The sequence below is a fragment of the Hymenobacter sp. UYP22 genome, from assembly GCF_040547285.1.
GTDB lineage: Bacteria > Bacteroidota > Bacteroidia > Cytophagales > Hymenobacteraceae > Hymenobacter.
Map to the genome: position 1 here is coordinate 1 of NZ_JBEPPK010000013.1, position 24,493 is coordinate 24,493.

The window sequence follows — 24,493 nt, forward strand, 5'->3', positions numbered from 1 at the left end:
TTTTGTGGCCCTCCCCCCGCCGGCCCCCCCTGTTGTTTTAGAAAAAACACCCCCCCCCCCCACCCCCCGGGGGGCGGCTGTTTTTTTTGGGGCGGCGCCCCCGCGTCTGCTTTGGTAAAGTCTCTGATATTATTATTTGCGGGCTACTACTCGCATCCCGATGATTTCCCGGTTGTTGCTGGGGTTGGCCACGGGCAGCACCATGTAGCCGGGTGCCGTAAGGCTTAGATTGGCGTTCCGGAGCAGTTCGTCCTCATCTGAGCCTACTACTACCAGGTCGCGCACTTTACGGGTGCGGGCATTGAAAGTGGCCACCACGGTTACCCCCTTGCGCTCAAACGTGTTAATCCAGTCCTCACCCCGAGTTGCCTTCATTTGCTCAGCGGTGGGTTCCAGACCTATTTTCTGCTCCTTCGTTTCCTGGGGCGGCCCCAGTGCCCGCCGTACCTGGTCAATGTTGCGGCCTACCAGCACGGGCACATCTACGGCAGCCGTGCGGGCGGCCTCCGAGCTACCCGTAGCCGGCATCCCAGACTCTGATACCGACTGTGAGCCGCTACACGCGGCCAGGCCCGCTGACAATATGAACACAGGAAGGTAGCGAAGCTGACGCATGGTAAGCAGGGAGAAGATGAGTGAAGGAAAAAGCTAGTCTTGGTTGGCGGGAGCCTGCCCCGCAGCCTCCCGTAGGTAGTGCCGTACCACCAGGGCAATGCTGGCGTACGACTCATCGAGCACCTTCAGCGCCTCCTGGGGCGACATCCAGCGAACCTCCTCAATGTATTCTTCGGCCTGGGGCTTCATAAGCGTGTCATCGAGGCAGCGCATGATGTACCAGTTCGTTTTTTTCAGGATTTTGTTGCCATTGTAGGCGTAAGAGTGCCAGGTGCTGGGCAGTTCCTCTCCCAACTCAATCTGAACGTTGCACTCCTCCTCTACTTCGCGCAGTGCACCTAGGGCGGGGTCTTCTTCCTTCTTGAGCTTGCCCTTGGGCAGGTCCCACTTGCCGAGGCGGAAGATCATCAGCACCTGCCCATCCTTCACGACCAGGCCACCGGCGGCCTTCACAATCTTGAATTGGTCTTTCAGGTGCAGAATCAGCCGCTTTTTCTTGCGGGCCAGCAGGGTCAGCGACTTCAGCTTTTTAAGCTTCTTCACCTCCATCAGCCGCAGCAGGCGGTCCACGAACACGTCGGTCACGTCACGCACCAGCACGTCCCCAATCAGATCCTTGGAGATGAATTCATCTTCCGGGTTCAGAATCAGGTCGTACTTGTGCTTGTATACTTTCTCGCTGTTTTTTTTGATAATCAGCGGAATATCGTTGATGAAGACGTTCATCGCGGGGTAATCTGGGGGAGCAAAAAGGTGATTCGGGCGGGTTGCTGCAAAACACAGCATATTTCCCCGGAATCGAAAGGGCCGGGGGCCGGGCAAGATACGGGTTGTAGCCGGTTGAGTTGTACGTTGCCCCCGATGAGTTAGCGGTGATGAATTTCCGGGGCTCAGGTATCCGTTCCTCGCGGGTTGGCAGCAGGCGGGTAATTGGTTCAGCCTGACGACTACCAGCTCGGGGCAGCCTGCTACTTTTGCCGTATGAAAAAAATCGGCCTGCTCTCCGACACGCATAGCTACCTCGACGACCGGATTCTGCACCACGTAAGCGGCTGCGACGAAATCTGGCACGCCGGCGACTTCGGAACGGCCGAGGTGATTGAGCAGTTGCAGGTTGTGGCTCCGCTGCGGGGCGTGTACGGCAACATCGACGGCCGTGACGTGCGCCTGACGCAACCACTGGTGCAGGAGTTTGAACTGGAGGGTCTGCGGGTGCTCATGACGCACATTGGGGGCTACCCTGGCCACTACAGCCCCGCTGGCCGGGCCCTGGTGCAGGAGCATCGGCCGGGCCTGTTCATTAGCGGCCACTCCCACATCCTGAAAGTAATGCCCGACCCGCGCCTGGGCCTGCTGCACCTCAACCCTGGCGCGGCCGGCCGCCACGGTTTTCACAAAGTGCGCACCCTGCTGCGCTTTCAGGTAGCCGCTGGCAAAGTGCAGAACCTGCAAGTTGTGGAACTCGGCCCGAAATAGTTACTCGTCCTTGGTGAGAAGGCAAGCCGCGGCAAAAGCAACCTGATTGATCAAGCAAAAAGAGCCTTCCCGGGGGCGGGAAGGCTCTTTCGAAAGTTCTGACTTACAACCCACCGACTCCGGGACGGGCAAGTCAGCAGGAAACGCGCTTAGGCAGCAGTTTCGGTTTTGGCTTCGCTCTTGGTGAAGCGCGACTTGAGTTCTTCGAGGTCCACGTTCTTCAGAACGGGGGTGAGGAGCAGTTGCTTGATGATGCGCTGCTTGTTGTTAGCGCGGGCAATGTTCTTGCGGTGCTTCCGCTTCAGACGGGTAGTGCTCATTTTTCCGGGTCGGTTAAAGTCTTTCTGTAAACGAGGGGCAAAAGTAACGACTAAATTTGACACCGGGAAACCTTTCCCACTTTTCCCTTGCCAACTCCTATGACCATCCCCCTGATCGACCTGCGCTCCGACACCGTAACGCGCCCCACTCCGGCCATGCTGGAAGCCATGTTTCAGGCCCGCGTGGGCGACGACGTGTACGAGGAAGACCCCACCGTGCAGGCGCTGGAGCAAGAAGCCGCCGACCGGTTTGGCCTGGAAGCCGGCCTGTTTTGCCCCAGCGGCACCATGACCAATCAAATTGCCATTAAGGCCCACACTGAGCCGCTGAGCGAAGTTATCTGCGAGCAGACCTCCCACATTTACCTCTGGGAAGTGGGTGGTATTGCGTTCCACTCGGGGGCTTCGGTGGCGTTACTACCCGGCAACCAGGGCCGCCTCACGGCCGCGCAGGTAGAAGCCGCCATCCGGCCCGTTAATATCCACTACCCTACCACCAGCCTCATTTCCCTGGAAAACACGCACAACCGGGGTGGGGGCAGCTGCTACGAGCTGGCTGAACTTGCGGCCATTGCCGAAGTAGCCCAGCGCCACCAGATTCCGCTACACCTGGATGGGGCCCGCGTGTTCAACGCCCTAGTGGCTACCGGCCAGGATGCCCGCGAGTACGGCCGCCTGTTTGATACTATTTCGGTGTGTTTGAGCAAGGGGCTGGGGGCACCGGTGGGCTCAGTGCTGTTAGGCAGTCGGGCATTCATTCAGAAAACCAAGCGCATCCGAAAAGTAATGGGCGGCGGAATGCGCCAGGCCGGCTACCTCGCTGCCGCTGGCCTGTATGCCCTGCACCATAACGTGGAGCGACTGGCCGACGACCACCGCCGCGCCCGGCAGTTGGAAGCCACGCTGGCGGCGCAGCCCTACGTGGCCGAAGTACTGCCCGTAGAAACCAACCTGGTTATTTTCCGTCTGCAGGCTACTACGCCAGCCGAGCAGTTTTTGGCTCACTTGGAGCAGCACGGTATCAAGGCGTCATCTTTTGGCCCCCAGATGATTCGTTTCGTAACCCACCTGGACGTGGATGATGCCATGCTTACCCGCGTTGAAGCGGCACTAACTGCCATATAAATCAGCCGTTCCCTCCTCATTCCTTGCTGCGCGTTATGACTGGCAAGCTTGCAAGGAATGGGGCGGGCGGTTTCTCAGTTGACACCCCATAAATTCTGTATGAACCTGTTTATCATTGGGGATGTGCACGGCTGCTACCATACCTTCCGGGAGCTGCTGCAAGAGTGGGAGCCGGCCACTGAGCTGCTAATTCAAGTGGGCGACCTGGTAGATCGGGGCCGTTTTGCCCCGGAATGCGTGCAACTGGCGCGGGACCTGGAACTGGCTCATCCGGGCCACACGGTATTTTTGCGGGGCAACCACGAGCTGGAAATGCTCAAGCACTTCGGTCCCAAAGGCCCTAACCCGCCGTGGCTGGAGTGGGGCGGCCGGGCCACCGTGCAGCAGTACAAAGGCCGGCCCGATACACGGCGGGAGCATGTGGCGTGGCTGCAGCAGCGGCCGTTGGTGTGGGAGAATGAGCACGTAACGGTCAGCCACGCCGGGTTTGCCGATACAGCCACCCCGCTTGACCCCGAGAACCCCCAGGGCGTACTATGGCGGCGCGGCCCGCTGCGTAACCTGGGCCGGCGCCAAGTGGTGGGTCACACGCCCACAGCCGATGGGCACACCACGTTTGATGCCGTATCCAACACACTTTACCTCGATACCGGCGCCTACATGGGCATGTACCTGACGGGCGTGCGCCTCTCTGCAACCGGCGAGCTGCTAGCCGAGTTTCCAGTGCCTACCTCGCGCCTGGATATTGCGCCATTGTAACCAGGTTCCGCTATTCTCCGCATCCCCTATGACACCTGCTCATGATTCAGCTGCGGCTTTGCAGCATCTCTCAACCGCCGACCCGGTGCTGGCCCGCCTGATTGCCCAGGGCCGGCCCATTCAGCCGGCTGCCCACGAGGATTTGTACCTGGCATTGCTGCGGGCCATTGTCAGCCAGCAGATTTCCACCAAGGCCGCGGCCGCCATCTGGCGCAAAGTGCAGGCCCTGTTTCCGCCCCATGGGTACCCCGAACCAGCAGCGCTGCTCCTGTTGACGGATGAGGACTTGCGCGCGGCAGGTATTTCCCGGCAGAAAGCTGGCTACCTGCGCGCCATTGCCGATTTTGCCCAGCGCGACCAACTGGACCACGCCCACCTCAGTCAGCTTTCCGACGACGAATTCACCCGCCACCTTACCCAGATTAAAGGCGTGGGCCGCTGGACGGCCCAGATGCTGCAAATGTTTGCCCTCGACCAGCCCGATGTATTTCCGGAGGGTGATTTAGGCATTCAGAACGCCATGCGCCGCCACTATGGCCTGGAGGAGACGGGGCGGGCTTTGCTCAGGCGCATGACCGAACTAGCCGAATCCTGGCGGCCTTACCGCACCCTGGCTAGCAAGTACCTTTGGCAATCCTTGGATAACTCCCCGGAGTAACCCAGGGCGCTATTACTCTCCGGATAGCTCCGGGGTGCTACTTATTGTTGCCGGCCCGTTCCTGCCGCCGTGCGTCCCGAATGCCAAGGCCGATGGCAATGAACGTGGAGAGCAGGGGCACGAAGAACCCGAACAACAGCCAGGGCCAGAACCGCCGCCCGTACATGTGGGCAATGTACACGGTAATAACCGCCGACAACGGGCAGATCAGCAGGATGGGAAACAGAACATCAGCCAACGACATAGGGCAACAGAATAAGCAAACCAGTACCCCGGAGACCGGGGCCAGCGCACGAAGGTAGCCCCTACCCGCGCACTTTACCTCGCTTGACCAGGTAGGCATACAGCACCCGGTCAAACGGCTCCCGGATATCTACCGGCACAAAGTCAATTTTGTACTGCCCGCAGCGGAGGGCCAGTTCCTGCTCGTACTGCCGCATGGTGGCCTGATATTGCTCCCGCACCTGGCTGGGCTGCAGCTTCACCGTCTGGCCGGTTTCCAAGTCCTCAAACAGGTAGGGCCGGTCCTGAAACTCAAAATTAGCCTCGGTAGCGCGGTCCATCACGTGCAGCAGTAGTACCTCGTGGTGTTGGTGGCGCAGGTGTTGCAGGGCGGCCAGGGCCTCGGTCTGTTCCTCGGGGCTGCGGCCCAGCATATCCGAGAATAGCACAACCAAGGAGCGTTTCGGAATTTGCTGGGCAATGGTATGAATAACACCGGCTACGTTGGTGCGAGCGGCCTGCGGGGGGGCAGGGCGCTCCAGCAGTTGTTGCAGGGTGAGGAGCAGCGTGTGGCGGTGGGTGCTGGTGGAGCGTACCGGCGTTTGCAACTCCACCTGCTCGGCAAACGTGACCAGGCCCACCGCGTCGCGCTGCTTTTGTAGCAGAGTGGTGAGGGCGGCCGCGCAGAGCACCGAAAACCGCAGCTTATCGTGGCTGGGCGCGGGGTAATACATGCTCGGGCTCACATCGAGCAGCAAGTGGCAGCGCAGATTGGTTTCCTCCTCGTAGCGCTTCACAAACAGCTTATCGGTGCGGGCAAACACCTTCCAGTCGAGGTGGCGCGTACTCTCTCCAGGATTGTAGAGGCGGTGCTCCGAGAATTCCACCGAAAACCCGTGGTAAGGCGACTGGTGCAGGCCTGTAATAAACCCTTCGACCAGCTGCCGGGCCAAAAACTCCAGGTTTTCGAAGGAACGAACGGCGGCCAAATCCAGGGGTTGCGGCATAAAACGAGTGGGCTGAAACAGTAGCACAAGATACAACGGAATTGCGGGCTCCACCCTGCGTCTTCTGGCCTCACGAAACCTGTACGAGCAAGCAGCGCACCATTTATTCGGGTTTTTATATCTATTTGTTCACCTATATAATCTTGCCGGAATACCATAGTTTCCTCTTGACGCAGGCCACAAACTTTTGGCTTGGAGGTAGCTGCAAACACGCTTTTGCGCTGTTCATCCCGGAATAGGAAATTACGGCCCTTAAAATTTTACTATCTACTGAAAACTACCTATTTTGCGCTGAACTTTAATCATCTTGGAATAACAAAACTTTACTAGAAGGAACTGTGGAAGACCGTCACGACCAGGAAGAAATTTACTCCCAGCGCATTAAAGCCGGCAAGCGCACGTACTTTTTCGACGTGAAAGCTACCCGCGGCCAGGACTACTATCTGACCATCACGGAAAGCAAGCGTCGGCTGCGCGACGACGATACCTTTTCGTATGAGAAGCACAAGATTTTCCTGTATAAGGAAGATTTTCTCAAGTTCGTGGATGCCCTGCAGGACGCCGTGGACTACGTACGCGAGGAGCTGCTGACGCCCGAGGAAGTAGCCGAGCTGGACCGCCCACGCCCAGCCTACGAGGAGCGGGAAGGCGGTTACACCCGCACCACCGAAGACAATTTCTAACCCCCTAAACTCCGGAAGTCTAGCGAAACACGTTGTACGTACCTTGGTTTTCAACTACTTCCCACCGCACGGCGCGCCCGGCTTCGGCCTCGGCGCGCCGTCGTGGTTTTAGGCTCGGGCACTACCACGGGTAAACCTGACTCAGCAGCAGCATGCCGGCTGCCAGGTATAGCCCTAGGCGCTGCAGCTTACGGGTTGGGGAATGGTGGTTGCACATGTCAGCTTAACAGCCGTCGGGGCGGGTTCGGTTCAGCCCTCCGGCTTCCACCTGCCCCAGTACCTGTGGGAGGCCGTGCTTTCCTTGAAAAAGCCCCGTACCTTTGCGCCACGAATTGGGCCTCCAGGGCTTGATTCACCACTTCACAACTTCACAACTCCACCATATGGGTCTCCGCTGCGGTATCGTCGGCCTGCCAAACGTCGGCAAATCCACGCTTTTCAACGCCCTTTCCAACGCCAAGGCCGAGTCGGCCAACTACCCGTTCTGCACCATTGAGCCAAACGTGGGCGTAATTACCGTGCCCGATGAGCGCCTCCAGATTCTGGAAGCCCTGGTGAACCCCAAGCGTGTGCTGCCCACCATCATTGAGTTCGTGGACATTGCCGGTCTGGTAAAGGGCGCATCCAAGGGCGAAGGGCTAGGTAACAAGTTCCTGGCCAACATCCGCGAAGTAGATGCCATCATCCACGTAATCCGCTGCTTCGACGACCCCAATATCGTGCACGTAGCCGGCGGCGTTGACCCCGTGTTTGACAAGGATGTAATTGACACTGAGCTGCAAATCAAAGATCTGGAGAGTGTTGATAAGAAGTTGGTGAAGTCGGAGCGCTCGGCCAAGGGCGGCGACGCCGTGGCCAAGAAGGAAGTAGCCGCGCTGCAGAAGTTCAAGGCGGCCCTGGAAGACGGGCAGAACGCCCGCGCCGTGCAGGCCACGCCCGAGGAGCTGGAAGCCGTAGCCGATTTGCAGCTGCTCACCATCAAACCCGTGATTTACGTGGCCAACGTGGACGAGGCCAGCGCCACCACCGGCAACGCCCACACCGCCGCGCTGCAGGCCCACGTAGCCCAGGAAGGTGCCGAGGTTGTACTAGTATCGGCCGCCATTGAGTCGCAGATTGCCGAGATGGAAGACCCCGAGGAAAAGGAGATGTTCCTGAGCGAGTACGGCCTCACCGAATCGGGCCTGAACCGCCTGATCCGCGCCTCCTACTCCCTGCTCAACCTAATTACCTACTTCACGGCCGGGGTGCAGGAAGTACGCGCCTGGACCATCCACAAGGGCGACAAAGCTCCCGCCGCCGCCGGCGTTATCCACTCCGACTTCGAGAAGGGTTTCATCCGGGCCGAGGTGATTAAGCTGGCTGACTACCAGGAGTACAAGACCGAGGTAAAAATCAAGGAAGCCGGCAAAATGGCCGTGGAAGGCAAGGAATACGTGGTGCAGGACGGCGACATTATGCACTTCCGCTTCAACGTATAATCACGGATTTAGACGAATTTTTCGGATTACACGGATTTTGTGGCTGACTGTCGCGCAAAGCCTTGGTTTCGCGTGTCGTTGCCCGGTCTTATCTGGCACCCTGTACGTCTAGCACACGCTACCTCTCCCCAACCTCATGGACGTAAAAGACAGCAACGGCAACCTGCTCGCGGAAGGCGACTCGGTGACCATCACCAAAGACCTCAAGGTGAAAGGCATGGCCCAGGCCTTGAAGCGTGGCACCGTGGTCAAGAACATTCGCCTCACCAACTCGCCCACCGAAATTGAAGGCCGGGCCGGTGGTAGTGTATTGGTCATCAAAACCGAGTTTGTGAAAAAGGCCTAGCACCGTTTCTTCAGCAGCTACCAGTAACTTAAGCGCCCCAGTCGAATGGTTCGGCCGGGGCGCTTTTCATACATTTTAGAATGGGATTTAACATAACTGTACTAGGAGGTAGTAACTCAGACTATGAGGTCAGTGAGGTCTTTATAAATCGGTCGTACTACAACTTCGTTGCTAGCTATGATTTGTTCGCAGAACAGTCTGTGATTATGAGTGTCGGTGACTATTTGGGACTAGATCTGCATCCTTTGGTAAACCCAACCTATTTAGATGAAGATGAGGAAAATGAAATAGTCATTACGCAAAACGTAGATGACCTTCTACTACTTGTCAGTGCCCTTTTGGAAAAGGTGCAGAGTGAGCCGAATATGCTTAATAAGGTCACGTACAAAGCAAAATCATTCCAGTACGTCCTGTGGGAGGAATACTTCAACTCAGGACGACTAGTTGAAGACCTTAAAGCTATTCTTGATAGCCTTATTTACCACAAAAGAAAGGGAAGGATAACTGTATGCTTTGGAGTGTATTAGGCTGTGTCTGAAAACTCCAAAACGGTCATGCTGAGCTGGTCGAAGCATCTCTACTGCTTCGTTGAACGGCTCAGCAGGACGTTCAGCAAGTTGAAAAACGTTTTTTCAGACACAACCTAACTGACTTTTATACCGGTAGATATACCTACTTTCCCACAACCTTAAACAGCATCCCAGCCGTCATTTTATCAGTGGTTTTCATGCCGTTGAGGATGGCCATTTCTTCGTAGCGCTTGCTGGCTACGCCGTTGGCGGCGAGGGCCGAGGCCAGCGTCTGGCCGGCTTTAGCAGTTTTGATGCGGATACGCTCGGGCTGGCGGTTAATTTTACTGGCATCGGTGAGGCGGCGGAAGCCCTGGGCGGTGCGCTGGAAGGTGCTGCCGTAGGTGCCGAGGGTGCCGGGGCCGCAGAGGCCTACCAGCGCGTACACCGTCTGGCCATCCTGAATCAGGTAAGTCAGCGTGCTGGCCGTAATACCCTGCTGCCCCGATTGGTCCTGCCCTACCTGGTCGCCTTGGATAACTACGGCCGGGAAACCATTAACGGTAGTTTTTTGAGCCTGAGCGTTCTGAAGCTTGAGCTGCTGGGCCAGGGCCTGGGCAGTTTCATCGAGGCCTTTGTTACCGGCGGGGAGCAGAATCTGCACGGCCTTGCCACTGGGTTCGGCCATCTGGAACTGGCTGGGTGAGTTCTGTGACTTCCAGCCCTGCGGAATCGGAAACTGAAACTTCAGATCGGGGTGGTAGAATACGCTGTTTTCCACGTAGCCCTCGCGGGGGTTGTCGCCGTAGGGCAGGCCCTCAATCATGCGCAGGTACTGGTCGCGGTTCACGGCTAGCTGGCGACCGGCCTGTTGCTCGGCCTGGGCGGCCAGCTTTTTCACATTGGTGTACCGGTCGGCAGAGTTGGGGTGCGAGGACAGGAACGTAGGCACGGTGGCCGCGCCACTACTTTGCTCGGTGCGCTGCAGAGTAAGAAAGAAGTCGGCCATCGAAGCTGGATCGTAGCCGATTTTGCTGGAGTATTTCACTCCCAGCTTGTCCGATTCGTTTTCATCGTCGCGGCCATATTTGAGCAGGCCCAGCCCTACTACCTGAGAGGCCGGCTGCGCAATGGAGGCCACCCGCTTCGACAGAATGGAACCCAGAATGAGGGCTCCGTTGGCAATGGTGGAGCGGGTTTGCTGCTTTTGGCCGTGGCGGGCCGTGATGTGCCCGATTTCGTGGCCAAGTACCCCACTAAACTGCGCCTCGTTGTTGAAATGCGCCATAATGCCCCGCGTAAAGTACACGTGGCCATCGGGGGTGGCAAAGGCATTGATAATGGGCGAATCGACGATGGTAAAGCCTTTTACATCGGCAGGGCGGTCGGAAATACGGCCCATCTGCATGCCTTTCTGGTCGATGTAGCTTTGCAGTTTGGCGTTATCCAGCAGACCGAACTGCGCCACCACTTGCGGATCGGGCTGGGCCCCTTGTACGGGCAGCACCGGCCGGGCGACCGGGGTTGTGGCCGGCTGGGCAGGGCTGAGCGGCAACAGAAGGGCCAGCGTGGTGCCAGCTCCCAGAATAGACGTGTGAATGAAGTGCATGGGCAGGAGAGTTTAGGAGAATACAGGAGGCGGAGATATGCCTGCAACGCACCAGAACCGTATGAAGGTTACAGCGGCTTCCGCCAACAACGCCAAATCTGTGCCGCTTTCAGGAAACTGATTCGTCGGGCCGGCCCTCCTGCCTCTGCTGTTCTTTTTCCTGCTCTTCCAACTCCACCGCCGTAGGCCGACCGTGCCGCCGATCCAGCCAGTCCATAACGGGGGTAGCCAAGGCCCCGTGCACCACAATGGAGGTAAGCACCGTGAAGCCGGTAATGGCCCAGAGTTGGCGGCCATCAGCAAAGTATGCTTCGTGCATGGCGAAGGCCAGGTAGAAGAACGAGCCAATGCCCCGAATGCCAAAAAAGGAAATAACAATGCGCTCGGGCCAGGTAACGCGGCTCCGGCCCAGCGTAAGAATACCGCCCAACGGCCGCAAAATCAGCAGCAGAAACAAGCCCAAGGCCGCCCCCGCCCAGGTGAGCGGCTCCAGTAGCCCCCGCACAATAGCCCCGCCAAATAAAATCAGGATAACTACAATCAGCAGGCGCTCCAGCTGGTCGGTAAACTCGTGCATTTCGGTGTGGTACTCGTGGCTCCGCTCGTGGGTGCGCAGGGTAACGGCGGCCACAAATACGGCCAGAAACCCGTAGCCGTGCAGTAATTCCGTAACTCCGTAGGCCGTGAGCGTGACGGCCAGGGCCACAAACCCATAGGCTTCAGGATTGATTTTAACGCGGCGGGGCAGGTCAAAAATCAGGAAAGACAGCCCCTTACCGGCCAGCCACCCGGCCAGCACACCCATGCCCGTGCGGTAGAGCAGATCCATCCAGGCCCAATGCCACAACTCCTGCCCCAGGTGCAAAGAGGTAGCCGCCAGCAGCACCAGTGCCAGATGCACGAACGGAAAGGCCAGTCCGTCGTTCAGGCCAGCCTCACCGGTGAGGGCGAAGCGGACATTGTCTTCGCGGCCTTCGCCGGGTTTGCCCACCTGCACGTCGCCGGCCAGCACGGGGTCGGTGGGGGCCAGCGTGGCGGCCAGCAGTACCGCGGAGGAGGCCGCCATACCGCCTAGCCTCCAGGCCACCACCGCAAAAATGGCAATGGTAATTACCATGAGCACCAGCACCAGCTGCAAGGGCGCGCGCCAGCGCCAGAGGGAAAACTTGCGGTCAATCTTGAGCCCGGTACCCGTCAGAGCCACCGTCACGCAGATTTCGGTGAGGTGCATGGTAAACGTGGAGTGCTCGTTGGGGTCAGGGTTGGGCAGGCCCAGCGGCAGCCCAAACACTAGCATACCCAGCCCCACAAACAAAATGGGGTAGGACAGCGGGAATTTCCTGAGCAAAGATGGCAGCCAAGCTACGGCCAGAATAGCCACGCCCAGCACTACCAGAATCAGGTTATAGTGCGACATGCAGGGTGCATTGGATAGTGCGGAGCGTATACGTACGCATATCCGGTGCCCCTGGATATTAACGCTAGCCGCGCTGTTAACGAACCCGCCGACCCTTTATACAAATTGCACTATGGTTATGCATATTGATTTTTTATTATAAATATTTTAATAATAAATATAATTTAGTAACTAGGTATATCATCAATCTCCACTGTATTCCGCTATGAAAAAACTCCTTCTCCCCATGCTGAGCGTGCTGATGGCGGGCCTCACCCCCACGGCCGCAGCCGCGCAAAACAACCTTACCACCGTGCAACAGGTGGGTGACGGCAACCACGCTACCGACCAGCAAACGGGCAGCCGCAATATTATTACCGTAAACCAGGCGGGATACCTCAATACTGCTACGGCCACACAGGTAGGCATACAAAACAGTATTTCGCAAAACCAAGACGACCGGATTGGGCGGGCCACAGCCACGCAGCTGGGCGTTCAGAACTCGATTGAACAAGTGCAAGCTTTTTCTGGAAACTTCTCCGGCAACCGGGCTTCGGCAACGCAAACTGGTGTTCTCAATACTATCCGGCAACAGCAGCGGGGAGGCGGCCAGGTAACGGCCACGCAGGTAGGCAACAGCAACGAGGTTCTTCAACAGCAAGTCAGCCGGGTATCCCAAGCAACCATTCTGCAGGTGGGCAACAACAATAAAGCCGAGCAGCAGCAGCAAGGCCCGGGCAGTACGGCTACCCTAACCTCCATAGGGAGCCGAAATACTTCCTATCAGGCGCAGAACGACATCAACCAACAGGCAGCTGGCACGCAAATCGGCAATGATAACCGCTTGCGTCAGCAACAGAGTTTCAGCGACAATGCCGCCGTGGCTACCCAAACCGGCAACCGCAACACCATCGAGCAGCAGCAGAGTGGCTCTTTAGGAGAAGCCACCATTGAGCAAAGTGGCAACGATAACAAGGCGTACCAGACCCAAAGTGGGGCAGCAACCTACGAGAATAACGCCTACATCGACCAGGACAACAACCAAGGCCTAGCTATTCAACAGCAAACCGGCATCCTGAACAAAGCCGCTACCTACCAAGGAGGCTCCAATGAATCGAGTACCGTGGTGCAAAACGGGCGCGAAAACCTTACCATTGTGCACCAGAATCATCCGTAGTACTCTCCTTTCAGCAGCAGTAGCCACAAACACGCCGCTTGTAGGCGGCGTGTTTGTGGCTACTGCTTGTTACGGTTGCCGCTGATTTACACTCAGCTGCTGGTAACCCACCAGCAAATCGGTGCGGGTGCCGGGTGGGCGGTAGTACACCAGCAGGTCATACTGGTTTTCGGTTTCCTGGTGGCTGCCTTCCCAGTACACGCTGTTGGGCCCCTGGGCAGTTTGGGTGGCGAAGATGTAGTTGTAGTACCCTTGCTTAAGCAGGGCGTGGCCGAGGTATACTTGGTTGGCGGCGTCGTAGGTAAGCTTAAACTCGTCCTTGAGCTGCCAGTCGGTGAGGGCGCCCAACACGTACACGGGGCCGGGCGCGGGCTGCTCGGCCCGAAGCTGGAAGGTCACGTCCAGGTACTCGCCGTAGGTGTCGCCGGTGCCGTACTCCCGGCTCTCAATCACCCGCTGCCCGTTGATGTCGTCGTACTGAGAATAGCGCTGGCCATTGCGGGTGGTTTCGGGCTGCAGCAGCGCGGCGCGGGGCGAAGCCTCAGCATCCAGCTTTGCTACGCCTATACCCAGGGAGCGGAACGTGCGCAAATCAAAGAAGCGGAACTCGCTCAGGGCCGGGAAGGCGTTTTCGAAGTTGAAGTACTGGTAATCCAGCTGCCGGTCGGCGTCGCGCACGAAGGTGGGCCGCAGATTGTAGTGGGCATTGTCCCAGCGGAAGTTCTGGCGCAGCACCACCTTTATTTCCTGGGCCGGATTCACCACGTTCATATTGTAGCGAATGCCAAAATCCACTTGCTGCAGCGTGTAGCGCTCCTGCCCCGCCACCGGTATGCCCTGCTTCATGGCAATCTGCACGCCGCCTTCCTCGTACACCAGCACCCGCCGGCTGAGCAGCGGGGTGCCGCCTGGTCCCTGCACCAGCCACAGGTAGTTGCCCGAAATCTTTACCCGCGGCATTTGCAGCTGGTAATGAAAGTAGGGCACTTTGGTGTTGATGGAAGCCCGGTAGGTGGTAATATTTTGCTCGTTGATTTCCGACAGAAACTGCATGTCCGTAAGCACCGAGGGCTGCCAGTTCAGGTCGCAGTGCACTAGTTTGGCCGTGAGGCGCTGCCCCTGCCCGCCCAGCACGTCAAACTCCAGCACCGGCTGCTGGCCCTGGCTCAGTGCAACCACGGGCGGGCTGAATACCTCATTGGCCTGGCCGGTGGGCACATAGCACTGCACCGTCTGCACGTTGGGGTCATAAATGGCATCCTCGTAGCGCAGGGTTTTGTCGGCGTAGTACTCGGTGGGGCGCTGGCCGGGCGTAGCGGGGCGGCGGGCGGCGTTGGGGTCGGTGATGGGTGTACCAAGAGGCACGCAGGCCGGCGCGGCGGATACGGCTAGCAGCAGAGTAACGGTGGAGAGGCGCATATTGCGAAGGTACGGGCAGCCGCTTATCTTCCCCACCACCAGGGTCATTTCATTGAAGCAGGCAGTAGTTCGTCAGGCAGGCTGCGGAAAGTGGATACCAATGATGGCGTCGGTCAACGTCTGTTCAGCCTCAGTAGCATCAGGGCAGCCGGAATTCAGCACATATGTCGCCCAACGCAACCAGCCGGCCTCCGCACAGTCCAAAGTTTTGACTTTCAATTACAGTGCTTCCAACCTGCATTTACCAGAGGAAAAGCAGCCACTGCCGTTTCCGGCAACAGAGATAGTATGTACAAGATGAAAAAATCCACCATAACACTTCTTATAACGGCAGCAGGGCTTTTTTCCTGTGAACAGAATAGCAAACCGACGTCAGGGGCTGGCGGTATAGAAAACTCTGCTTCAATTAAAAACGCCGAAAGCACGAACATACTGAAAAGGTATATTCATACTGAATACGAGTATGTTGATTCAACGAGCACAAGAATTATTATACAAAACAGCCTTCCAAAAGGCGGACTAAATTATATTGATCCTACTGGAAAAATATATATCTATGCGGTGTTCTGGACCCGCATAGTTAATGAAGCAGATAGGCCTTTTGACTTGGCCATTGATTTTCCCTCAGACTCATTTGAGTTTCCACCTTCATCGGAAAACTATATTAAATTACTTCTTCCCGCCGATACCCTGACACTTGCCAAAGCGCCCTCGTTTGACTACGGCTTAGCCGTAAAGCCTTTTTTAGATACTGGCATTCATAAATCCTCTTCGTTGAGAAGAACTATCAATCCCAAAGAAGCAAGTAGCTTTTATGTTGTCACACTCGCTACCCACGGAGTAAACGGCACCTTGCGCACCGGACTACGAATAAAAGGCCAACAGCTGTTTTACAAAATTAACGACAAGGAAATTACCTGCGGCAATATTAATTTACATCAATTTATTCCATATAACTAAATACACGTACAGTGCATCACAATATTTTCATACCATACAAAATAAGACACAAAGTATAGTAGCTCACTCTTATTCGGCTTTAGTGGTAATACCGGATTTTACCTACATTCTCCCCGCAACGCACCCCTCACGAACATCGCGCATAACAAAAAAGGCCCGCCGGAAGCAACTTCCGGCGGGCCTTTGCAGCTCAGGAAACCAAGCAGTTTACATCTCGGCCAGCATTTCCCACCGGTCATTCAGCTGGGCCAGCTCCTTCTTCACCTGCTCGAACTTGAGGGTGGCATCTTTGAGTTGGGCGGCGTTCTGGTAGATCTGGGGGTCGGCTAGCTGGGCTTCGTACTGGGCCAGCTCCTTTTCCCGCTCGTCAATTTTCTTCTCTACCTCGGCCAGTTCCTTCAGGGCTTTTTTCTGGTCGGGCGAAGGCGTTTTGGCGGGGGAAGCGTCCACTTTCTTTTCCTCCTTGGGCAACGGCTTAGGGGCCGAGGGGGAAGGCAGGCCGGCCTTCTTGGCGGCCTTTTCCCGGTCTTCCTGCCACTGCTCGTATTCGGCGTAGGTACCGGGGTATTCCTTCAGCTGGTAGTCCTCAATGTACCAGATTTTGTTGGCCACATTCTCCACGAAGAACCGGTCGTGGCTAATCACGATGTAGGTACCCTGGTACTGGTCGAGGGCCTGAATCAGGATGTTCACCGACTGCATGTCCAGGTGGTTGGTCGGTTCGTCGAGCAGCAGGAAGTTGGCCTCCGAAATCAGGGTTTTGGCCAAGGCTACGCGGCTTTTCTCGCCCCCGCTCAGCACCTTAATTTTCTTGTACACCTCGTCGCCGGTGAACAGGAAGGAGCCCAGCACAGAGCGCAGCTCCATTTCGGTGCGCTTGGAGCCGGCCTCTACCATCTCCTGCAGAATCTCGTTTTCGATGCGCAGGCTTTCCAGCTGATGCTGGGCGTAGAACGACATGATGACGTTGTGGCCCAGCTGGTGGTTACCATTGGTGGGGGCCTCCTGCCCCGCTACTAGGCGCATCAGCGTAGATTTGCCCTTGCCGTTGGCCCCGATGAGGGCAATTTTGTCGCCCCGCTCAATGTGCACGTGCGTGTCGCGGAAGATGGTTTTCTCGCCGTACTTCTTGCCCACGTGCTCCATACGCAGGATGTGGCGGCCGGGCGTGACGGTGAAGTTAAACTTGATGTTTACGCGGGCATCGTCGGCGGCTACATCTTCAATGCGCTCCAGCTTATCCAGGGCTTTCACGCGGCTCTGGGCCTGCTTGGCTTTGCTGGCCTTGGCCTTAAACCGCTCAATAAACCGCTCGGCCTGCCGAATCTGGGCCTGCTGGTTTTCAAACGCGCCCTTCTGAATGGCGTTGCGCTCCTCTTTTTCCTCGAGGTAATAGCTGTAGTTACCGGCGTAAGGTACCAGCTTACCGCCCGTAACCTCCACGGTGGTGTTGGTGGTGCGGTCCAGGAATTCCCGGTCGTGGCTCACGATGATAACGGCGCCTTCGTAGCCGGCCAGGTAGTTCTCAATCCACTTGATACTCGGCAAGTCCAGGTGGTTGGTCGGTTCGTCGAGGAGCAGCAAAGAAGGTTGCTGGAGCAGGATTTTGGCCAGCATCACGCGCATGCGCCAACCACCCGAAAACAGCTTCAGGGGGCGCTGCAGCTCTTCGGTGGTGAAGCCCAGACCTTCCAGAATTTCCTCGGTGCGGGCCTGCATGGTGTAGCCGCCCAGCGCCTCGAAGCGTTCCTGCAAATCGGCCAGTTTCTCCACCAAATCGTCGGTGTAGTTGTTTTCAAATTCCAGCAGCACCTCGTCAATCTTCTTCTGAATATCCAGGGCCTCGCCAAAGGCCTGCATGGCCACTACCAGAATGGACTCGTGGGAATCGTAGCTCAGCAAGTCCTGGTTCAGGAAGCCCAGGCTCACATCCTTGCTCATGGAGATGGAGCCGCCGTCGGGCTTGTATTCGCCCACCAGAATGCGCAGCAGCGTGGATTTACCCCGGCCGTTCAGCCCGATCAGGCCAATCTTATCCTTGGGTTTGATGTGCAGGCTGGCCTTATCGTAGAGGGTACGGGAGCCGAAATGAAAATCGAGGTCGGTAATGGAAATCATCCTACTTTGCGGGGCTTGAAGCCGCAAAGGTACGGGTTTGGGACGATGCAATTCTGCCTACTCAACAACAAGATATTCCGTGCGCTATCAGCAACTCAACCACAACTGGAACGCTGACCCGAATGCGCCGGAGCCCCGCCTGACCGTCACGGGCCAAACAGTGCAGCTTGAATTTTACCTGAATGCTTTCCAGTTCGAGCACTTTCAGGAGGGCGACAAGGCGTGTCTGACGTTTTGGAATTGCCACAAATACTCCTTCAACGGGCTGAATGATGAAGGCTATTATCGAGGACAGCACCGCTACAACTACCAGCAATTGCCCTGGGGAGAGTTTTATGAGTTACTCACCGACTGGCAAGTTGATTTCTCTGAGGAATCTATGATTATTGGCCCTGTTTCTGATGTTGCCCAGCTTCACCACTATGTATTTTTCCTGAGAGATAATACATTCGAATGCGTGGCGGAGAGCTGGGACTTCCGACGAATGTAGGCCGCCTATACACCTCCAACTCCCCACACTCCATTTATAGCTCCGGCAGCGTAGCTACTGGAACCAAGCCGGGCGTATAGAACTCGCCACGGAGCAGGTAGCGAACCGGACCACCGCGGCCACGCCAGGCGACCAGCTGACCGGTTTGCCGCTGGTGATGCAGTAGCTTGCCGATAAAGACTCCGTTAACACTAAATCAAGCGATAATTTGGGCTTGTCGCCCTTCAGGCTTAGTGTAGGTATGCGCAATACGTTGCCGTAAATCAGGAAAACGCGCTTGGTAGTTTATTAGGGGTAGCGTAAGAATAAGAACAGAAACCCGTTAAGACAATTGGACGGGTTGCTTATCAGTACGCTCCGTCAGGGAGCAATGAATTAGCTGCTTTCGATAGATTTCTTCTCCCCTTCCGTTGCCATATGCTGCGCTTTGCTTGTTTCTTCTGGTGTCTACTGCTGACTACTTATTGCAGTTGGGCGCAAGCACCCACCGCCCTACCTCTGCGCTGCCTGCCGGTACCCAGCCCCGGAGCCTATGCTCCCTTGCGACAGGCTCTGGCCGGCGTGCAGGTGGTCATGCTCGGCGAGCAGACGCACCAAGACGGGGCCACCTTTGAGGCAAAAATCAAGTTGGTGCGCTACCTGCATGATTCGCTGGGTTTTAACACGCTGGCGTTTGAAGGCGACATGTACGCACTCGATAAGGCCCGGCGCGAAATGGCCGCCGGCCGGCCGGTGCGGCCGGTGCTGCTGCGCTCGGTATACGAGGGTATCTGGAGCGGAACGGCCGATTTTGACACCCTGGCCGCCTACCTCGACACCCACCGGCGTCTTCAGCTGGCGGGGATTGACTGCCAGCTGAGCGGTGAGTATACGCAAGAAGAGCTGTTGCCTGAACTGCGGCGGTTTGTCACCCAGGATACCCGCCGCCGCTGGACGGCCGCGGACTTTTACCCCGGTCAGGAATTGGTGGCCGAACTCTCAAAGGGTGGCGGGGGGCCGCTCCGCCACCCGGCCGATACGGTGCGGTTGGCCCGCTGGCTGGCCCAGTGCCAGGCCTCGGTAGCCTATGTGGCCGCCCGGCAGCCGGCGCAGGCCAGCCGGGCGCGGTTCTGGCAGCAGTGGCTACGGAGCAGCGGGGCCTATTGGCGGGGCGAACTGCGCGCCGCCCAGGGCCACCCCGAACCGGTGCAGAACCTGCGTGACCGTCTCCTGGCCGACAACCTGGTGCACCTAAGCCGCCAGCCTGAACACGCGAAAATCATTGTGTGGGCTGCCTCCTACCACTTGGCCAATCACATTTCCCGCATTGACCTGGACGACACCTTAACGGCCAAACACCTGCGCCGTGAAGCGCTGGCTGACGCGGAGCAGGAGCCACCCATGACCGCGCGGCACTTGCTGGGCGGGGCCGTGCCCATGGGCGAGCTGGTAAAGCGCCAACTCGGGGCCAAGGTCTACGCCCTCGGCTTCGTGGCGGGCGGCGGTACCTACGGGCGGCTGGAGGAGCCCAAAAGTCTGCGGCCGGTGCCCGAGCCCTTAACCGGCAGCCTGGAGCAAGCTTTCCGGCAGCAAGGCTGCGCTACCGGCTTTGTTGACTTGCGCCACGCGCCCATAGGCACCACGTTCTACGCCTCCCCGCTGGGGTACGTACCATTACGGGCCCCTTGGGCCGAGGTGTTCGATGGATTTTACTACACGCAGGTGATGCGGCCTACTTCCAGCATGGCCCCTGTAGCGGTAGCGGCGCCCGCGGCTACCGGCCGCAAATTGCTGGGCCAGGTGCGTGATGCGAAAACCGGTGAGGCAATTCCCTTTGCTAGTGTAGGGCTATCCGGCACCAGCCTGGGCACCGTGAGCAACGCCGATGGCTCGTTTGCCCTGTTCGTGCCAGCCGGGCAGCGGGCCGATTCGGTTCGGGTATCGTGCCTGGGCTACGCCTCGGTGAGCGTGCCAGCGCGCGGCACGGCGGTACTGGCGGTACGGCTCACGCCCCAGCCGCATCTGCTGGCGGCCGTGTTGGTCACTGCCCCGCCCCGCCCCGAAGTAATCGTGCAGCGCGCGCGGGAGCGGATCAGCACCAACTATCCGCAGCAGGCCAACAGCATGCAGCTCTATACCCGCAGTCGCACCTGGCAGAACGACTCGCTGCGTTCCACCCACGAGGCCGCCCTAGATTTTTATGATCAGGAAGGCTACCGGCGCGGCAGCTGGGAACACGCCGAAAAGCAGCGCTTTCTGCAGCTGCGCGAGCAGCGTCAAACCGGCCAGCCAATTCAGGAGCTCCCCGACTTCTGGCTGCTCTGGAGCCAAGATCCGGTTTTGACCGAGCGTAATCCCCTCGAACCTGGCCCCGCCCGTCAGTACCGCCTCACCCTGGTTGGCCAAACGGAATACGATGGGCATCCCGTGTATGAAGTGGGCTTCGTATGCGAGCGGCCCAGTGCCTACACGACGCCCTACGCCTATCCGGCGCCCGATTCCTACCAGGGCACCCTCTACATCACCACCGATACCTACGCCGTAGTGAAGTACGAGGCCTTTACCGTGCGGACCCCTTACGCCATCAATAAGGCAAAAGACCTGCGCCGGTTGGGCCTGACGTCGCCGACTTCCAGGCAGCGCACGCACCACGACGTGTATCAGTACGAACAGGTAGGCGGCACCTACTACCTGCGCTATGCCCGGCACGACCGTGACCAGGTATACGCTGACCCGGCCACCGGTGCCCGCCAGCAGACCCGGCGCGACTGTCTGGAGTTGCTGGCTACCAGCTTCACCCAAGACAAGCCGGTTGTGCTGCACACGACCGGACTTCGCGTCGACCCCACCGTACCGTATCGCCCTGAGTTCTGGAATTCGTACCAAGTGCTGGTACCGGCCACGGTGGAGAAGTAGCCAGGCTCTACTCTCAGTTGATTCGTGTTATAACGCCCGTTTTGTGAGATACCCCGATTCGCACCCGAATCCGCTGACACTACCTGAACGGGAATTTTTGTTCCTATTCCTGCACTTGCCCTACTGATAGCTACACTCTTCTCAAATCTGCTATAAGGAATTGATTCTGGATATTAAAACAGATTACATATAGCCCAATGACTATAAGACCAGAAGTTAATTTTGGCTATACGGCCAGGTATTCCAAAGAATAGCCGCCTACACGCCCGCAAACACCTCCGCTCATTCAATCTGCAGCTCCGGCAGGGTGGCTACTAGAGCCAAGCCGGGCGTGTAGAACTCGCCGCGCAGCTGGTAGCGGCCGATTCAGCCTGTATCTTGCGGCCTGAACTTCTCTCCTTTACTCCTGCCGCATGAACCGCCGCCTGCTCCCCGTTGCCTTGCTTTTGACTGTTGCCGCCTGCCGCTCTACCGAGCAAGAGGGTGCCGTGGCCGAATCCCGGGACGTGGTACCGACGGAGTTGGAGGGCGAGCAGTCGACCACCGAGAAAGTGGGTAACACGGGCCGGGGCCACGCGTACGTGCGGCGCGTGTACGAGCAGAAAGGCCGCTATTACGCCGTGGTAGACTTTGTACAATTCTTGAAAGGCCCCGATGCCGTGGCCGCCGCCCAGCGCCGGGGCGACGCCATAGCGGAGGTACAAAACGGCGACACGGTGTACTCCGTGCCCAATGATTATTACATCGTAAATGAGAATACGAAGGAGCGGACTCTGCCCCTGCGGGCCGGGGCCACCTTCCGGTTCTGGCAGAATGGCGGCAATGGGCTAGCGCAACGGCCCCAGTCGGCGGAGCAGGTAGCGGCCGTCCCGCCCGCCGCGCTCAAGTACGCACCATTTGTGGTGGTTACCCAGCAGGGTGAAATTGTGAGCCTCACGGAGCAGTACGTACCGTAGGGCGTGCTGCCACGGGCTGATTTTGCCGCCAAAGCTAGCTGCCGGGCGCCGATGGGCCGTATAGGGAAGCATCTGTTGTACGAATTTACTTTTCCTAGCTATGGCAACCACCCCTCCCTCCGTAACTCCCGACGAAACCAACGACCGTTCTGCTGAGGCAGCCCAAGGCACCCAAGCCGGCAGTGCCGTAGGCCAAACCGCCGGCCGCCCCACCTACGGCAGCGGCGGCTATGAACTGAACCTGGACGCCGAAGACGGCGCCGAAGGCGGCTCCGGCAGCGCTTCATCATCCAACGAGAGAACCAGCCGCACCGCCGCTAACGACGAAGAATAGCAAGCAACGCCCCTAAGCCCAGTATTACCCTACGGCTGCGGCCAGCAAAACGGGCCACCCGGCATCCAGGAGAAACTAATCAGCTCCAAGGTGCCGGGTGGTCCGTTTTGCTGGCCGCAATGAGCTTTTCAGGCCCAGGGCATTTAGCCTACGAACGGGGCCTTAAACTCCGGGGCCTGGCGCTTTTTTGAGGCCTGCTCGTAGGCGTACGCCAGCGTCAGCAACGTTCCTTCCTGGTAGGCGCTGCCCACAAAGGAAAGGCCTACTGGCAGGCCGTGTGCCTGGCCCATGGGCACCGTAATGTGGGGGTAGCCCGCCATAGCCGCTGGGGAGGAAAAACCAGGACCTCCGCCCCCGTCACCATTGATTAGGTCGATGCAGCGGGCGGGGGCGTTGGTTACGGCCACAATGCCATCAAGCGTATTGCTACGCAATGCGGCATCCAGGGCGGCGCGGGCCCCTTGCTGCGACTTGCGTAGGGCGGCCTGATATTTGGGGCTGCTGAGGCCATCTAGCTTGTCGGAGCTTTCCAGAATTTCCTGCTGGAAGAAGGGCATGGCCTTGGCCTTGTTCTCGGTGTTGAAGCGGATAACATCGGTAAGGGTTTTGACGCCCGCGCCGGCCTTAGCCAAGTAGTTGTTCACCCCATCCTTGAACTCGTAGAGCAGCACGTTATACTCATCCTCCCCCAGCGGGTCCGTCTGCTTTTCTACTTCCACCTCCACAATGGTAGCGCCCTGGGCCCGGAGCACTGCCAGGGCCTGCTGGAGCAGCGCAACGGCATCTGAGGAGCCTTTGAGGTGGTTTTTTTCCACGCCCAGCCGTTTGCCCTTCAAGCCATTGGCATCCAGAAACGTCGTATAATCGGGCTGGATTTTGCCGGCGCTTTCTTTGGTCACGGCATCCCGGGCATCCTCGCCAGCCAGCGCGCCCAGCAGAATAGCCGCGTCGCGGACGGTGCGGGTCATGGGGCCAGCCGTATCCTGGGTGGCCGATATGGGAATGATGCCGGAGCGGCTCCACAGGCCCACCGTCGGCTTCAGGCCCACCAAGCCGCAGCACGAGGCCGGCGACACAATGGAGCCGTCGGTTTCGGTGCCAATAGCCAGGGCGCAGAGGTTGGCCGCCGCCGCCGCCCCCGAGCCGGAGCTGGAACCACTGGGAGTACGGTCGAGGATGTACGGATTTTTGGTTTGGCCGCCCCGGCTGCTCCAGCCGCTGGTGCTGCGCGTGGAGCGGAAGTTGGCCCACTCGCTCAGGTTGGTTTTACCGAGTATGATGGCCCCGGCGGCCCGCAGCTTCTGCACAATAAAGGCGTCTTGCTGGGCCTTGTGGCCGGCCAGGGCCAGGGAGCCAGCGGTGGTGGGCTGCTGGTCGGCGGTATCAATGTTATCCTTGATGAGCACCGGAATGCCGTGCAGAGGGCCGCGCAGCTTGCCACTCTTGCGCTCCTCATCCAGCTGATCGGCTAGCTTGAGGGCGTCGGGGTTGGTGAGGAGCACGGCATTCAGCTTGGGGCCGGCTTTGTCGATTGTTTCGATGCGCTTTAGGTACAGTTCCGTGATGCGCCGGGCCGTGAGCTGCCCGTTTTTCATTTTCTCCTGAAGGTCCGCCACGGTCGTCTCGGCCAGTTCAAAGTCCGTATCGAAACCAGAGGCATCGGGGCTGGTACCCGCCGGGGGGGTGGTTTTGTCGGGGCCGGAGGAGCAAGCGGCCAGCGAAACGGTGGAGAGGGCAAGGCCGGCAAGGGAGCTGTTGCGCAGGAAAATTCGGCGGTTCATGAAGTGGCGGTTTATGCCCTCAAGATACTGCGGAAATAAATCTAACAAGGCTTGTTCATCGTATTTACCCCCGCAAAGTATTGCCGCTTATGTTGCTACTCTAGTACTTTACGTTCTTAGATATTTACCCGCTGAGCCAGGCAACGCATGTTAACGA

Annotated in this window: 23 protein-coding genes; 13 read left to right on the top strand and 10 right to left on the bottom strand. The window is 58.1% G+C overall.

From position 1 onward, the window contains the following. Window positions 1–132: 132 nt before the first annotated feature. Window positions 133–615 carry a hypothetical protein gene (locus ABIB60_RS17290; RefSeq protein WP_315999766.1) on the bottom strand — a complete coding sequence of 161 codons (483 nt, stop codon included), beginning with the start codon at window positions 613–615 and terminating at the stop codon, window positions 133–135. Between the two features lie 33 nt (window positions 616–648). After that, a complete protein-coding gene (locus ABIB60_RS17295; RefSeq protein ID WP_315999767.1) occupies window positions 649–1,341 on the bottom strand; it encodes an NUDIX hydrolase in 693 nt (230 codons plus the stop codon). A 255-nt stretch (window positions 1,342–1,596) separates the two neighbouring features. Here ABIB60_RS17295 and ABIB60_RS17300 point away from each other — a divergent pair, with 255 nt between their 5' ends. Then, on the top strand, window positions 1,597–2,091 hold the full coding sequence (locus tag ABIB60_RS17300) for a metallophosphoesterase family protein (RefSeq protein WP_354581689.1): 495 nt from the start codon (window positions 1,597–1,599) through the stop codon (window positions 2,089–2,091). Between the two features lie 149 nt (window positions 2,092–2,240). On the opposite strand, the gene ABIB60_RS17305 is transcribed toward ABIB60_RS17300, so the two are convergent. Beyond that, window positions 2,241–2,411, bottom strand: a complete 171-nt coding sequence (locus ABIB60_RS17305) for a hypothetical protein (protein WP_354581691.1) — start codon at window positions 2,409–2,411, stop codon at window positions 2,241–2,243. 99 nt (window positions 2,412–2,510) lie between these two features. Here ABIB60_RS17305 and ABIB60_RS17310 point away from each other — a divergent pair, with 99 nt between their 5' ends. The 3 genes from ABIB60_RS17310 to ABIB60_RS17320 all read left to right on the top strand — a co-directional run bounded on the left by ABIB60_RS17310 (window position 2,511) and on the right by ABIB60_RS17320 (window position 4,953). After that, window positions 2,511–3,536, top strand: coding sequence for a threonine aldolase family protein (locus ABIB60_RS17310; RefSeq protein ID WP_354581693.1), 1,026 nt, complete (start codon window positions 2,511–2,513; stop codon window positions 3,534–3,536). A gap of 99 nt (window positions 3,537–3,635) precedes the next feature. After that, entirely contained in the window at window positions 3,636–4,295 is a 660-nt protein-coding gene (locus ABIB60_RS17315) for a metallophosphoesterase (protein WP_354581694.1), read from the top strand. 28 nt (window positions 4,296–4,323) lie between these two features. Beyond that, window positions 4,324–4,953, top strand: a complete 630-nt coding sequence (locus tag ABIB60_RS17320; protein ID WP_354581695.1) for a DNA-3-methyladenine glycosylase family protein — start codon at window positions 4,324–4,326, stop codon at window positions 4,951–4,953. 37 nt (window positions 4,954–4,990) lie between these two features. Here the strand turns inward: ABIB60_RS17320 and ABIB60_RS17325 are convergent, their stop codons facing one another. Continuing rightward, window positions 4,991–5,197 carry a hypothetical protein gene (locus ABIB60_RS17325; RefSeq protein WP_354581697.1) on the bottom strand — a complete coding sequence of 69 codons (207 nt, stop codon included), beginning with the start codon at window positions 5,195–5,197 and terminating at the stop codon, window positions 4,991–4,993. 61 nt (window positions 5,198–5,258) lie between these two features. Continuing rightward, on the bottom strand, window positions 5,259–6,182 hold the full coding sequence (locus ABIB60_RS17330; protein WP_354581699.1) for a DUF58 domain-containing protein: 924 nt from the start codon (window positions 6,180–6,182) through the stop codon (window positions 5,259–5,261). 338 nt (window positions 6,183–6,520) lie between these two features. On the opposite strand from ABIB60_RS17330, the gene ABIB60_RS17335 reads away from it, so the two are divergent. The 3 genes from ABIB60_RS17335 to ABIB60_RS17345 all read left to right on the top strand — a co-directional run bounded on the left by ABIB60_RS17335 (window position 6,521) and on the right by ABIB60_RS17345 (window position 8,692). Then, complete coding sequence (locus ABIB60_RS17335; RefSeq protein ID WP_315999776.1) at window positions 6,521–6,865, top strand: DUF3276 family protein; 345 nt, start codon at window positions 6,521–6,523, stop codon at window positions 6,863–6,865. Between the two features lie 383 nt (window positions 6,866–7,248). After that, window positions 7,249–8,346, top strand: a complete 1,098-nt coding sequence (ychF, locus tag ABIB60_RS17340) for a redox-regulated ATPase YchF (RefSeq protein ID WP_354581700.1) — start codon at window positions 7,249–7,251, stop codon at window positions 8,344–8,346. A gap of 136 nt (window positions 8,347–8,482) precedes the next feature. After that, window positions 8,483–8,692, top strand: coding sequence for an alkylphosphonate utilization protein (locus tag ABIB60_RS17345; RefSeq protein ID WP_354581701.1), 210 nt, complete (start codon window positions 8,483–8,485; stop codon window positions 8,690–8,692). 672 nt (window positions 8,693–9,364) lie between these two features. Here the strand turns inward: ABIB60_RS17345 and ABIB60_RS17350 are convergent. Both ABIB60_RS17350 and ABIB60_RS17355 read right to left on the bottom strand, forming a co-directional pair. Further along, the gene (locus tag ABIB60_RS17350) at window positions 9,365–10,810 is read right to left on the bottom strand and encodes a M48 family metalloprotease (RefSeq protein WP_354581702.1); all 1,446 of its coding nucleotides are present in this window, start codon (window positions 10,808–10,810) and stop codon (window positions 9,365–9,367) included. Between the two features lie 109 nt (window positions 10,811–10,919). Next, window positions 10,920–12,227, bottom strand: a complete 1,308-nt coding sequence (locus ABIB60_RS17355) for a cation:proton antiporter (protein WP_354581704.1) — start codon at window positions 12,225–12,227, stop codon at window positions 10,920–10,922. A gap of 205 nt (window positions 12,228–12,432) precedes the next feature. On the opposite strand from ABIB60_RS17355, the gene ABIB60_RS17360 reads away from it, so the two are divergent. Beyond that, complete coding sequence (locus ABIB60_RS17360; protein ID WP_354581705.1) at window positions 12,433–13,383, top strand: hypothetical protein; 951 nt, start codon at window positions 12,433–12,435, stop codon at window positions 13,381–13,383. Between the two features lie 69 nt (window positions 13,384–13,452). Here ABIB60_RS17360 and ABIB60_RS17365 read toward each other — a convergent pair whose 3' ends face one another. After that, complete coding sequence (locus ABIB60_RS17365; RefSeq protein WP_354581707.1) at window positions 13,453–14,802, bottom strand: type IX secretion system plug protein; 1,350 nt, start codon at window positions 14,800–14,802, stop codon at window positions 13,453–13,455. 297 nt (window positions 14,803–15,099) lie between these two features. Between ABIB60_RS17365 and ABIB60_RS17370 the strand changes: the two genes are divergently transcribed. After that, window positions 15,100–15,762, top strand: a complete 663-nt coding sequence (locus ABIB60_RS17370) for a hypothetical protein (protein WP_354581708.1) — start codon at window positions 15,100–15,102, stop codon at window positions 15,760–15,762. A gap of 207 nt (window positions 15,763–15,969) precedes the next feature. Here the strand turns inward: ABIB60_RS17370 and abc-f are convergent, their stop codons facing one another. Continuing rightward, entirely contained in the window at window positions 15,970–17,880 is a 1,911-nt protein-coding gene (gene abc-f, locus ABIB60_RS17375) for a ribosomal protection-like ABC-F family protein (protein WP_354581710.1), read from the bottom strand. A gap of 79 nt (window positions 17,881–17,959) precedes the next feature. Here abc-f and ABIB60_RS17380 point away from each other — a divergent pair, with 79 nt between their 5' ends. The 4 genes from ABIB60_RS17380 to ABIB60_RS17395 all read left to right on the top strand — a co-directional run bounded on the left by ABIB60_RS17380 (window position 17,960) and on the right by ABIB60_RS17395 (window position 22,555). Next, window positions 17,960–18,370 (top strand): hypothetical protein, encoded by a 411-nt coding sequence (locus ABIB60_RS17380; RefSeq protein WP_354581712.1) that lies wholly within the window; start codon window positions 17,960–17,962, stop codon window positions 18,368–18,370. Between the two features lie 417 nt (window positions 18,371–18,787). Further along, window positions 18,788–21,265 carry an erythromycin esterase family protein gene (locus tag ABIB60_RS17385; RefSeq protein ID WP_354581713.1) on the top strand — a complete coding sequence of 826 codons (2,478 nt, stop codon included), beginning with the start codon at window positions 18,788–18,790 and terminating at the stop codon, window positions 21,263–21,265. A gap of 413 nt (window positions 21,266–21,678) precedes the next feature. Beyond that, window positions 21,679–22,221, top strand: coding sequence for a hypothetical protein (locus ABIB60_RS17390; RefSeq protein WP_354581715.1), 543 nt, complete (start codon window positions 21,679–21,681; stop codon window positions 22,219–22,221). A 100-nt stretch (window positions 22,222–22,321) separates the two neighbouring features. Continuing rightward, a complete protein-coding gene (locus ABIB60_RS17395; RefSeq protein WP_354581717.1) occupies window positions 22,322–22,555 on the top strand; it encodes a hypothetical protein in 234 nt (77 codons plus the stop codon). Window positions 22,556–22,698: 143 nt separating this feature from the next. On the opposite strand, the gene ABIB60_RS17400 is transcribed toward ABIB60_RS17395, so the two are convergent. Then, a complete protein-coding gene (locus ABIB60_RS17400) occupies window positions 22,699–24,336 on the bottom strand; it encodes an amidase (protein ID WP_354581718.1) in 1,638 nt (545 codons plus the stop codon). Between the last annotated feature and the right edge of the window lie 157 nt (window positions 24,337–24,493).

What these genes read in the sequence shown, in the direction of transcription:
- ABIB60_RS17290 (WP_315999766.1), bottom strand. Translation starts at nt 615, where the DNA reads ATGCGTCAGCTTCGCTACCTTCCTGTGTTCATATTGTCAGCGGGCCTG.
- ABIB60_RS17295 (WP_315999767.1), bottom strand. Translation starts at nt 1,341, where the DNA reads ATGAACGTCTTCATCAACGATATTCCGCTGATTATCAAAAAAAACAGC.
- ABIB60_RS17300 (WP_354581689.1), top strand. Translation starts at nt 1,597, where the DNA reads ATGAAAAAAATCGGCCTGCTCTCCGACACGCATAGCTACCTCGACGAC.
- ABIB60_RS17305 (WP_354581691.1), bottom strand. Translation starts at nt 2,411, where the DNA reads ATGAGCACTACCCGTCTGAAGCGGAAGCACCGCAAGAACATTGCCCGC.
- ABIB60_RS17310 (WP_354581693.1), top strand. Translation starts at nt 2,511, where the DNA reads ATGACCATCCCCCTGATCGACCTGCGCTCCGACACCGTAACGCGCCCC.
- ABIB60_RS17315 (WP_354581694.1), top strand. Translation starts at nt 3,636, where the DNA reads ATGAACCTGTTTATCATTGGGGATGTGCACGGCTGCTACCATACCTTC.
- ABIB60_RS17320 (WP_354581695.1), top strand. Translation starts at nt 4,324, where the DNA reads ATGACACCTGCTCATGATTCAGCTGCGGCTTTGCAGCATCTCTCAACC.
- ABIB60_RS17325 (WP_354581697.1), bottom strand. Translation starts at nt 5,197, where the DNA reads ATGTCGTTGGCTGATGTTCTGTTTCCCATCCTGCTGATCTGCCCGTTG.
- ABIB60_RS17330 (WP_354581699.1), bottom strand. Translation starts at nt 6,182, where the DNA reads ATGCCGCAACCCCTGGATTTGGCCGCCGTTCGTTCCTTCGAAAACCTG.
- ychF (WP_354581700.1), top strand. Translation starts at nt 7,249, where the DNA reads ATGGGTCTCCGCTGCGGTATCGTCGGCCTGCCAAACGTCGGCAAATCC.
- ABIB60_RS17345 (WP_354581701.1), top strand. Translation starts at nt 8,483, where the DNA reads ATGGACGTAAAAGACAGCAACGGCAACCTGCTCGCGGAAGGCGACTCG.
- ABIB60_RS17350 (WP_354581702.1), bottom strand. Translation starts at nt 10,810, where the DNA reads ATGCACTTCATTCACACGTCTATTCTGGGAGCTGGCACCACGCTGGCC.
- ABIB60_RS17355 (WP_354581704.1), bottom strand. Translation starts at nt 12,227, where the DNA reads ATGTCGCACTATAACCTGATTCTGGTAGTGCTGGGCGTGGCTATTCTG.
- ABIB60_RS17360 (WP_354581705.1), top strand. Translation starts at nt 12,433, where the DNA reads ATGAAAAAACTCCTTCTCCCCATGCTGAGCGTGCTGATGGCGGGCCTC.
- ABIB60_RS17365 (WP_354581707.1), bottom strand. Translation starts at nt 14,802, where the DNA reads ATGCGCCTCTCCACCGTTACTCTGCTGCTAGCCGTATCCGCCGCGCCG.
- ABIB60_RS17370 (WP_354581708.1), top strand. Translation starts at nt 15,100, where the DNA reads ATGAAAAAATCCACCATAACACTTCTTATAACGGCAGCAGGGCTTTTT.
- abc-f (WP_354581710.1), bottom strand. Translation starts at nt 17,880, where the DNA reads ATGATTTCCATTACCGACCTCGATTTTCATTTCGGCTCCCGTACCCTC.
- ABIB60_RS17385 (WP_354581713.1), top strand. Translation starts at nt 18,788, where the DNA reads ATGCTGCGCTTTGCTTGTTTCTTCTGGTGTCTACTGCTGACTACTTAT.
- ABIB60_RS17390 (WP_354581715.1), top strand. Translation starts at nt 21,679, where the DNA reads ATGAACCGCCGCCTGCTCCCCGTTGCCTTGCTTTTGACTGTTGCCGCC.
- ABIB60_RS17395 (WP_354581717.1), top strand. Translation starts at nt 22,322, where the DNA reads ATGGCAACCACCCCTCCCTCCGTAACTCCCGACGAAACCAACGACCGT.
- ABIB60_RS17400 (WP_354581718.1), bottom strand. Translation starts at nt 24,336, where the DNA reads ATGAACCGCCGAATTTTCCTGCGCAACAGCTCCCTTGCCGGCCTTGCC.